Here is an 8,663-nt window from a genome sequence, read left to right as displayed (position 1 = left end):
GGACCTTTTCCTTACCATGGAAACGCTCTACCGACTGAGCTATCGGGGCAAGCCGGACTAGCGTACATGGCGCACGGGCCCCACAGGAAATCGGCGACCTCCTTCATGCGAGTGCACGTCACACCTCATGGATACAGTGTCGCTCGTGACCGATACCGTGACCGCCGCCCAGTCCCGCCGCGTCTTTCTGAACGCGCAGGGACTCGCGCGCAAGCGGCCCTCCCGGGCAGTGTCAGAGCGTGACTTCGCGGCATATCTGAGCACCCAGGGCGTGCTTCAACTCGACACGGTGAACGTTCTGGCCCGGGCCCACTACCTGCCGTTGTACTCCAGGTTCGGCGCGTACAACCTGCAGCGCGCGGACGCGTACCTGTGGGGCGATGCGCGTGGCCACTCCGCCCACGCCTTCGAACATTGGGGTCACGAGGCCTCGGTCATGCCACGAGAATTGCTCCCCGCGATGTACCACCGCATGGTCGACGGCAACTCGTGGCAGTCGCGCCGCCGGGAGCGGTTGGACCGCGAACGCCCAGGACTGGTCGACGCCGCTCGCGAGCTAGTGCACTCTGCGGGGCCCGTGGTGGGCGCCGACGTGTCGCACCTGGCCCCACGCGAGCGCCGCAAGGGTCCGTGGTGGGACAACGACCACGCCAAGGACGCACTGGAATACCTGTTCATCACGGGCAAGGTCGCAGCGTCCCGGGGGCGCCATTTCACCCGCACGTACGATGCGACGCCACGAGCGTGGGGGCTGCCCCCGGCCGACGCCGTGTCGCCCGACGGCTCCCACCCCTGGGGGTTACCCGCGGGTCAGGCGCGCCAACAGCTCTTTGACCGCGCGCTCGCGGCGTGCGGCATCGGAACAGTGGCGGATCTGTGCGACCACTTCCGCTTGCCGCTGAAGGCTGGCAAGAATGCGCCCGACGCCGCCGGAGGAGAGGCGTGGGCGGCATCGGCGGTGGAGCGAGGTCTTGCCAAGTGGGTCGAGGTCGAGGGATGGAAGACTCCCGCGCTGATGGCCATCGGAGAGCCGTCACACGACGCGCCGTGGCATCGTGCCGCGACCGACCCTGGTCGAGCGACCGGCGCCGCGCTGCTGAGCCCCTTTGACCCCGTGTGCTGGTTTCGGCCGCGACTCAAGCGGATGTTCGCCATGGACTACACGATCGAGATCTACACTCCGGCAGCCAAGCGCACGTACGGGTACTACTGCCTGCCGTTCCTGCTGGGCGATCAGATGGTGGGCCGCGTGGACCTCAAGGCGGACCGCAAGGCCGGGGTGCTGCGGGTGCAGTCGGCGTGGCGCGAGGAGGGCGCGGCGCCAGGGGCACGCCGAAGGTCGGACCGGGAGATCACGGCCGCGCTGCGCACGGAACTCAGCCTCATGGCGGGGTGGCTCGGGCTCGACGAGGTCGAAATTGCGGGTCACGGCAATCTGTCCGTCTAGCACGCCCCTCCGGACATCGAGAGTGGTCATCAAGGCATCCGCGGCTTCGGCACTTGCCGCCGGGCCCACCAAGGGCAAGGATCAGGGACATGGACCACTCCCAGTTGCAAGAGGCCGCGAAGAATCACCTATGGATGCACTTCACGGCGCACTCGCGCTACGCCGATGCCGACATCCCGATCATCGTGAGGGGCGAGGGCGCCTACATCTACGACTCGCACGGCAAGCGCTACCTTGACGGGCTCGCCGGGCTGTTCGTCAACCAGCTGGGGCACGGCCGCACGGAGCTCGCGCAGGCCGCAGCCACGCAGGCCCAGGAGCTCGCGTTCCACCCGCTGTGGTCCTACGCACATCCCCGCGCCATCGAGCTGGCCGAACGCCTGGCGCACGCCGCACCCGGCGACCTCAATCGGGTGTTCTTCACGTCGGGCGGCGGCGAGGCCGTCGAGTCTGCGTGGAAGCTCGCCAAGAACTATTTCAAGCTCACGGGCAAGCCCGGCAAGCACAAGGTCATCAGCCGCGCCGTCGCGTATCACGGGACCACCCAGGGAGCGCTGTCCATCACCGGAATCCCCGCCCTCAAGGAACAATTCGAGCCACTAGTTCCCTCCACCTTCCGGGTGCCCAACACCAACCTCTATCGCGCCGAGGAGATGACCGGAGGGTTGCTGGACGGATCCGACCCGGCGGCCTTTGGCCGGTGGGCGGCAGACCAGATCGCCATCGCGATCGAGAACGAGGGGCCCGACTCGGTGGCCGCAGTGTTCCTTGAGCCGGTACAGAACGCGGGAGGTTGCTTCCCGCCGCCGCCAGGCTACTGGCCGCGGGTGCGCGAGATCTGCGACCGCTACAACGTGCTCCTGGTCTCCGACGAGGTGATCTGCGCCTACGGACGTCTGGGCACGATGTTCGGGTCCCAGCGCTTCGACTACCAGCCCGACATCATCACCACCGCTAAGGGCCTGACGTCCGGCTATGCGCCCATGGGCGCCATGCTCACCTCCGACGCCCTCATGGAGCCGTTCCTGGCCGCAGGGGAGATGTTCGCGCACGGCTACACCTTTGGCGGCCACCCGGTCGCGGCCGCGGTGGCACTCGCCAACCTGGACATCTTCGAGCGCGAGGACGTGTTCGGGCATGTCCGCAGCAACGAGGACGCCTTCCGCGCGACGCTGGACAAGCTACTGGACATTCCCATCGTGGGAGACGTCCGCGGCGCGGGCTACTTCTACGGCATCGAACTGGTCAAGGACAAGGCCACCAAGGAGTCCTTTTCCGATGAGGAGTGCGAGCGGATCCTGTACGGCTTCGTCTCCCCCGCGCTGTTCCAGGCAGGCCTGTACTGCCGCGCCGACGACCGCGGCGACCCGGTCATCCAACTGTCCCCGCCGCTCATCATCGGCCAGGCAGAGTTCGACGAGATGGAACGGATCCTGCGTGACGTGCTGACCCGGGCGTCGGCGCTGATCTAGCGGGCGGCCAACTGCTTGGCCCTGCGACGTGATCGGATTTCTCCACCGATCACCACGGTGAGCGCCAGCAGCAGCATCATCGTGCCGATGACGTTGACCTGCATGGGCACTCCACGCTGGGCCGCTCCCCACACGAACATGGGGAAGGTCACCGTCTGCCCGGAGTTGAGGTTGGTGATGATGAAGTCGTCGAACGACAGGCTGAAGGACAACAGCGCCGCGCCAAGGATCCCGGGGAAGACGAGCGGGAAGGTGACCCTCCAGAATGTCTGCCACTCGTTGGCGTAGAGGTCCATGGCGGCCTGCTCCAGGTTCGAGTCGAGTCCCGCGAGGCGCGACTTGACCGTGACCACCACGAACGACAGGCAGAACATGATGTGCGCCACCAGGATGGTCCAGAACCCCAACTGGCCGGCGAGGCCCGCGGACACGAACAGCGCCAACAGCGACGAGCCCATCACGATTTCGGGCGTGGCCATCGGCAGGAACAGCACCAGGTTCAGCGTGGCGCGGCCCTCAAAGCGGTGGCGCACCAGTCCGAACGCGGCGAGCGTGCCGATCGCGGTGGCACCCAGGGTGGCGAGCAGGCCGATCTGAATGCTCGTTCCCACCGCCTCGCACATGCCCATGGGCTCGCACGGATTGAGCCAGTTGTTCCAGGTGAACGATTGGAAGCTGTAGAGATTTCGCGACTGCGAGGCGTCGTTGAACGACATCAGCGCCACAATCGCGTTGGGCAGGTACAGGAACAGCAACACGAGCAGCCCGAGGGACAGCACCAGATGCTTGCCGATGAAGCGGCCGAGCGAGACGATCACAGCAGTTCCTCCGTCCCGGCCTTGCGGACATAGAGCAACACCAGCGCCACCACGATGACCAGCAGGATCACCGACAACGCCCCCGCGTGCGGGTAGTCGCCTGCCTTGGTGAAGAGCACCTGGATCTTGTTGCCCACCATCTGAGTGGTGGTGCTTCCGAGCAGCGCCGCATTGATGTAGTCGCCCGTCGCGGGGATGAAGGTCAGCAGTGTGCCGCCGACGACGCCCGGCAGCGACAGGGGCCACGTCACCTTGAAGAACGTCTGGACGGGCTTCGCGTAGAGGTCCTCGGAGGCCTCGAGCAGCCGGTGGTCGATCTTCTCCAGGCTCGCGTACAGCGGCAGGATCATGAACGGCAGGAAGTTGTACGTGAGTCCCGCCACCACCGCGAACGGCGTGGCGAGCAGGCGGCCGTCGGGCGGGAGGAGGTGAATCGTCTGCATGGCGTTCACGAACCAGCCGTCATCGCCAAGAATGAGTTTCCACGCGAGGGTGCGCACCAAGAAGGACGTGAAGAACGGCGCGACGACGAGCACGAGCAAGATCGTCTTCCACCGGCCCGCCTTGAACGCGATGGCATAGGCGAGCACATAGCCCAGGATCAGGCACAAGAACGTCGCGATTCCCGCGTAGATCAGCGAGCGCACCAAGTACTCGTTGTAGTCGGCGAACGCCTCGGCGAAGTTCTGCACCCGCCAGGTCATGTCGTAGCCGGTCACGGCCGACCCGGCGGGGTCATACATCGAGGTGGCGAGGAGCGACAGGAACGGGAAGACGAAGAAGATCCCCAGCCACACCGCCGCGGGGAGCACAAGCCAGTACGCCGTGGCGGTGCTCGGGGCCCGCAACCTGGTCGCCACGCTAGTCCTCCCCGATTCCTGCCTCGGCGTCTTGTGAAGAGTCCAGCAGGAACGCGAATTCGGGACGCCACAGCACGTCGACCTTGGTGCCTACCGTCACCAAACCGCCGCGCCGCCCCGTGTTCTGCTCAAAGCACACCAGGTTCTGTCCCCACGGCATCGTGAGGGTGTAGTCGGTCGAGACGCCCGTGTAGTTCCTGTCACTCACCACCGCCTCGGAGAAGTGCGCGCCAAGACCATCCATCGGCTTGTCTTGTGGCTGAATGATCACCTTCTCCGGCCGGATGCCGATCCAGACATCTGGAGAGGTGGTATGGACTCGCCCGGCCTTGATCGACACGGTGGTGCCATACATGTCGACCTTGACCATCTCGTCGGCCCCCGATCCCTCCCGGCCGAGCACCCGGCCCCTGATGAGATTGGTCCGCCCCAGAAAGTTCGCAACAAAGGTGGTCCGGGGGTTGGTGTAGAGCTCATAGGGGGAACCCAGTTGCTCGATCTCCCCGGCATTCATGACGGCCACGAAGTCGGCCATCGTCATGGCCTCCTCTTGGTCGTGGGTGACGTGTACGAAGGTGATCCCCACCTCCGACTGGATGCGCTTGAGCTCGATCTGCATCGACCTGCGCAGCTTCATGTCAAGGGCGCCGAGCGGCTCATCCAAGAGCAGCACCTCGGGCCGGTTGATCAGCGCGCGGGCAAGGGCCACACGTTGCTGCTGGCCCCCCGAAAGCTGCGCCGGCTTCTTGTTCGCCTGCGCCTCAAGTTCCGTGAGCGCCAGGATCTCGTGGACCGGCACCTGCGTTTCCTTGACGCCCTTGCGCTTCAAGCCGAACTCGACGTTCTCCATGATGGTGAGGTGCGGGAAGAGCGCGTAGTTCTGGAACACGGTGTTCACGGGGCGCCGGTATGGCTTCTCGTGCGTGATGTCGGTGTCGCCGATGCTGATGGTGCCCTTTGTCGCATCCTCGAGGCCCGCCACCATGCGCAGGGTGGTGGTCTTGCCGCAACCGGAGGGGCCCAGCAAGGCGAAGAACGACCCGCTCGGGACCACGAGGTCGAGGTTCTCCACGGCAACGAAGCCGTTGGGGTAACGCTTGCGCAACCCCTCGAGCCTTAAATCGCGATTGACTTCGTCAGCCACTGACGCTGGCGAATTCTTGCTCGTAACTGTTGGCCTTGTCGTCGGACAGAGCCATGAAGCTGTGCGTGCTTGCGAGGTACTCGGGGGTGGGGAAGATCAGCGGGTTGTCCACGAGCGTGGGGTCGATCTTCTCCATCTCGGCCTGGGCCCCGTCCACCGGACACACGTACCACACGTAGGCGGCGAGCCGGGCAGCAATCTCAGGGTCGTAGTAGTAGTCGATCCACTTTTCTGCGTTTGCCTTGTGGTCCGACTTGTTGGGGATCAGCATGTTGTCTGCCCAAATCATCATGCCCTCCTCCGGGGACAGGAACACCAGGTTCTCGTCCTCCGCGGCGGCGACGTCACCAGACCACGCGACGCAGGCGGCGATGTTGCCCGCCGACAGGTCGTTGATGTACTCGTTGCCCGTGAACGCACGGATTTGGCCGTCCGAGCGCGCCTTGGTCAGGGTCTCGAGCGCCGTGCCCCAGTCGTCGTCGTTGAAGTTCGCCGGGTCCGCACCATTGCTGAGCATGATCAGGCCCATCGTGTCGCGCATCTCCGTGAGGAGCGTGATGCGTCCCTTGAGTTCCGAACGCGTCAGCAGGTCCGTGATGCTGCCGACCTCACCCACGAGCGACTTGTTGTACGCAATCCCGGTGAAGCCCGACTGCCACGGCGCCGAGTATTCGCGGTTGGGGTCCCATCCCACACCCTGGAGGGAGGAGATCAGGTTCGCGTCGAGGTTGGGCACGTTGGCCTTGTCGAGTTTCTGAATCCAGCCCGCCTGAATCATGCGGGCGGCCATCCAGTCGGTCAGCACGAACATGTCACGCCCCGTGGGCGCGCACGACCCCAGCTGGTTGACGACCTTGGCGAAGAACTCCGAGTTGTCGTTGACGTCTGCGACATAGCTGACTTCGATCCCCATGTCCTGCTGGAACTGGGTGAGAGTCGAGACGTAGTCGCCGTCGTCCTCGTCGATGTACTCGGGCCAGTTGGAAATCGACAGCTTCATGTCGGTCGCCGAGATGTCGGTGCTGATGCACCCGCCCGCTTCTTGGTTTCGATTCTGCGTGCCCAAGAAGGTCAGCGCCCCCACGCCAGCGACGCCGAGCGCCCCACCGATCAGGACCCCCCGTCGAGACACACCCTTCTTGGTTGTCGTTTCTTCTTCTTCTTCCACGGGAATCTCCTTCAACGACGTTGCCAGATGAAGCAAATATTGGCAGACCGGATGGGATCTGAACTGGTACTTCGCTGAATTATGCGCCGTCTGAGCGTGCTTGTGAACAAGAATTTACCTGACCGTAACATTTCGATACGCCGTCGACAGAGAAACGGTTGACCTCTTCCCCTTCGCATCGCCAGACTGAAAGACGTGAATCACCGTGACTGACGCACCCCCGCCCTACGCCGGGCTGTCCCTGTGGCACCAGACCTGCGGGGACCTCACGCCGCGACCGCCACTGACCGTCGACCGCGCGGTCGACGTGGCCATCGTGGGCGCGGGGTTTACGGGGCTGTGGACCGCCTACTACCTCGCTCTCGCGCGCCCCGACCTCGACATCGCCGTTGTGGAGAGTCAGATCGCCGGATTTGGGGCGTCGGGCCGCAATGGCGGATGGGCGTCCGCCCTCATGCCCAGTTCGCTCACGACGCTCGCCCGAGCAGGAGGCCGCGAGGCCGCCCTCGGTCAGCACGCGGCGATGAGGGCGTCGGTCGACGAGGTGATTCGGGCCGCCCACTCCGAGGGGATCGACGCCGATATTGCCAAGGGTGGCACCGTGGTGCTCGCGCGGACGGACGCCCAGTGGGAACGGGCCAAGGCCGAAGTCGAGGAGGCGCGCACGTGGGGACGCGGAGACGACGATGTGACCCTCCTGGACGCCGACGCCACCGCGGCACGCCTGGTGGCGACGCGCACGCGAGGCGCCACCTACACGCCGGACTGCGCGGCGGTGCACCCTGCCAAGCTGGTGCGGGGTCTCGCTGCGGCCGTCGCTCGGCGAGGCGTCGCCATCTACGAGCGCTCACCCGTGACGGAGCTGTCACCCCATCGCGTCGTCACCCCCGGCGGGACGCTCACGGCCGACGTGGTGGTGCGCGCGACCGAGGCCTACACCGCCCAACTGCCGCAGCATCGTCGCTCCGTCATCCCCGTGTACTCGCTGATCGTCGCGACCGCGCCCCTGCCAGCCGAGGTGTGGGATCAGATCGGCCTGAAACGCCGCGAGACGTTCAGCGACCACCGCCACCTGATCGTCTACGGGCAGCGCACGGCCGACGACCGCATCGTCTTTGGCGGCCGCGGCGCTCCCTATCACTTCGGGTCGTCGATTCGGCCAGATTTCGACCGCGACGCGAGGGTTCACACGGCGCTGGGCGAGGCGCTCGTCGACCTCTTCCCCGTGCTGCGCGGCGTGCAGATCACCCACGCCTGGGGCGGCCCGCTCGGCATCGCGCGCGACTGGCATGCCTCGGTGGGGCTCGACGCCGCGACGGGAATGGCGTGGTCCGGAGGCTACGTGGGTGACGGCGTGACGACCACCAATCTCGCGGGCCGGACCTTACGGGACCTCATTCTGGACGAGGAGACGGCGCTGACCGCGCTGCCGTGGGTGGGGCATCGGTCTCCGCGATGGGAACCGGAGCCGCTGCGGTGGCTAGGGGTGAACGCGGGGCTGTCCGCGATGACCGCGGCTGACACCGAGGAACGCCTCACGAAACGTCAGAGCCTGGCGGCCAGGATCATGGCCCCCCTCATGGGAGGCCACTGACCGCCGTCTCGCGTGAGGTGCGAACACCCGCCTTCACAAAGGACGAGGACCCGGCGAACCGGGCCCCGTCGTGGCAGGTGAGGGATTCGAACCCCCGTAGTCGTTGACGGCTGATTTACAGTCAGCTCCCTTTGGCCGCTCGGGTAACCTGCCTTGCGCT

General features: G+C 65.7%; 7 protein-coding genes and 1 tRNA gene. 3 read left to right on the top strand and 5 right to left on the bottom strand.

Annotated elements, in window-relative coordinates:
• The first annotated feature begins 145 nt into the window (after positions 1 to 145).
• Together QZZ29_RS09735 and QZZ29_RS09730 are read left to right on the top strand one after the other, a co-directional pair.
• Entirely contained in the window at positions 146 to 1,447 is a 1,302-nt protein-coding gene (locus tag QZZ29_RS09735; RefSeq protein ID WP_291382855.1) for a crosslink repair DNA glycosylase YcaQ family protein, read from the top strand.
• Positions 1,448 to 1,536: 89 nt separating this feature from the next.
• Entirely contained in the window at positions 1,537 to 2,919 is a 1,383-nt protein-coding gene (locus QZZ29_RS09730) for an aspartate aminotransferase family protein (protein ID WP_291382854.1), read from the top strand.
• Here QZZ29_RS09730 and QZZ29_RS09725 read toward each other — a convergent pair.
• Genes QZZ29_RS09725 through QZZ29_RS09710 form a run of 4 tightly spaced genes read right to left on the bottom strand, consistent with a single transcriptional unit; the run spans position 2,916 to position 6,909 of the window.
• Positions 2,916 to 3,737, bottom strand: a complete 822-nt coding sequence (locus tag QZZ29_RS09725; RefSeq protein ID WP_366479400.1) for an ABC transporter permease — start codon at positions 3,735 to 3,737, stop codon at positions 2,916 to 2,918. The genes QZZ29_RS09730 and QZZ29_RS09725 overlap by 4 nt on opposite strands.
• Positions 3,734 to 4,597: an ABC transporter permease gene (locus QZZ29_RS09720; protein WP_291382853.1), complete on the bottom strand. Its 864-nt coding sequence runs from the start codon at positions 4,595 to 4,597 to the stop codon at positions 3,734 to 3,736. Before QZZ29_RS09720 ends, QZZ29_RS09725 begins: the two co-directional genes overlap by 4 nt.
• A gap of 1 nt (position 4,598) precedes the next feature.
• Complete coding sequence (locus tag QZZ29_RS09715; protein WP_291382852.1) at positions 4,599 to 5,741, bottom strand: ABC transporter ATP-binding protein; 1,143 nt, start codon at positions 5,739 to 5,741, stop codon at positions 4,599 to 4,601.
• Entirely contained in the window at positions 5,734 to 6,909 is a 1,176-nt protein-coding gene (locus QZZ29_RS09710) for a spermidine/putrescine ABC transporter substrate-binding protein (RefSeq protein WP_291382851.1), read from the bottom strand. The genes QZZ29_RS09715 and QZZ29_RS09710 overlap by 8 nt, the downstream gene beginning before the upstream one ends.
• A 205-nt stretch (positions 6,910 to 7,114) precedes the next feature.
• On the opposite strand from QZZ29_RS09710, the gene QZZ29_RS09705 reads away from it, so the two are divergent.
• Positions 7,115 to 8,503, top strand: a complete 1,389-nt coding sequence (locus QZZ29_RS09705) for an FAD-binding oxidoreductase (RefSeq protein WP_291382850.1) — start codon at positions 7,115 to 7,117, stop codon at positions 8,501 to 8,503.
• Between the two features lie 71 nt (positions 8,504 to 8,574).
• Here the strand turns inward: QZZ29_RS09705 and QZZ29_RS09700 are convergent.
• A tRNA-Tyr gene (locus tag QZZ29_RS09700) sits at positions 8,575 to 8,656 on the bottom strand.
• Between the last annotated feature and the right edge of the window lie 7 nt (positions 8,657 to 8,663).

Origin of the sequence: Demequina sp. (genome assembly GCF_016278765.1) — a bacterium.
Classification (GTDB): domain Bacteria; phylum Actinomycetota; class Actinomycetes; order Actinomycetales; family Demequinaceae; genus Demequina.
The sequence above is the reverse complement of the archived record's forward strand: the minus strand, read 5'-3'. Positions and strand labels throughout refer to the sequence as shown.